This window comes from Arthrobacter sp. 08Y14, assembly GCF_002929455.1.
Lineage (GTDB): Bacteria > Actinomycetota > Actinomycetes > Actinomycetales > Micrococcaceae > Arthrobacter_B > Arthrobacter_B sunyaminii.
Window position 1 is genome coordinate 1 of the sequence record NZ_PJIX01000061.1, and the last position, 522, is coordinate 522.

General features: G+C 57.5%; 1 protein-coding gene. It reads right to left on the minus strand.

Going from position 1 to position 522, the window contains the following annotated elements; translation table 11 throughout:
* Positions 1–522 (minus strand): hypothetical protein (locus tag CXR03_RS18420; protein ID WP_181034685.1); only part of this gene is annotated, 522 nt, incomplete at both ends.

A 522-nucleotide genomic window follows, 5' to 3' on the forward strand; every position in this document is an offset into this window, starting at 1 on the left:
TTGCGCCATCGGCGCCTGCCGAGAACTTCAGCGTACCGGTCTTGTTGTATTCCTGGCTGTCCGAGCCGCTACCGTCGGTCGTGGTCGAACCAAAGCCAGGGTTACCATTGCGGCCAACGACCGTGTCATCATCGCTGATGATACGCATCGTATTGACATCGTAAGGCTTCACCACCGGCGTATCGTCGTCGATCAGAAGCGTCAGCTTGCCGTCGGCCGTGTCGCCGTCGCCATCGGTTACCTTGAAGCCGAGCTTGAACTCAGCTTCATTTTCATCGCTACCTGCCGTGTGCAGGAGGTTAGCCGTCTGGGTGTAGACGTAGCTGCCAGTTGCCGCATTCAGGGTAACCTGTGCGATCTGAACCGTGGAGCCTCCCTGATTCTGGAAGATCAACAGTGTGCCGGAGGAATTCACGTCGAAGGTGATGCCGGTTGCACCGTTCAGAACCGAGATGTTGTCAAGGTTCCAGGCAACCGTTGCACCATCGGCACCAGCCGAGAACTGCAGTGTGCCGGTCTTGT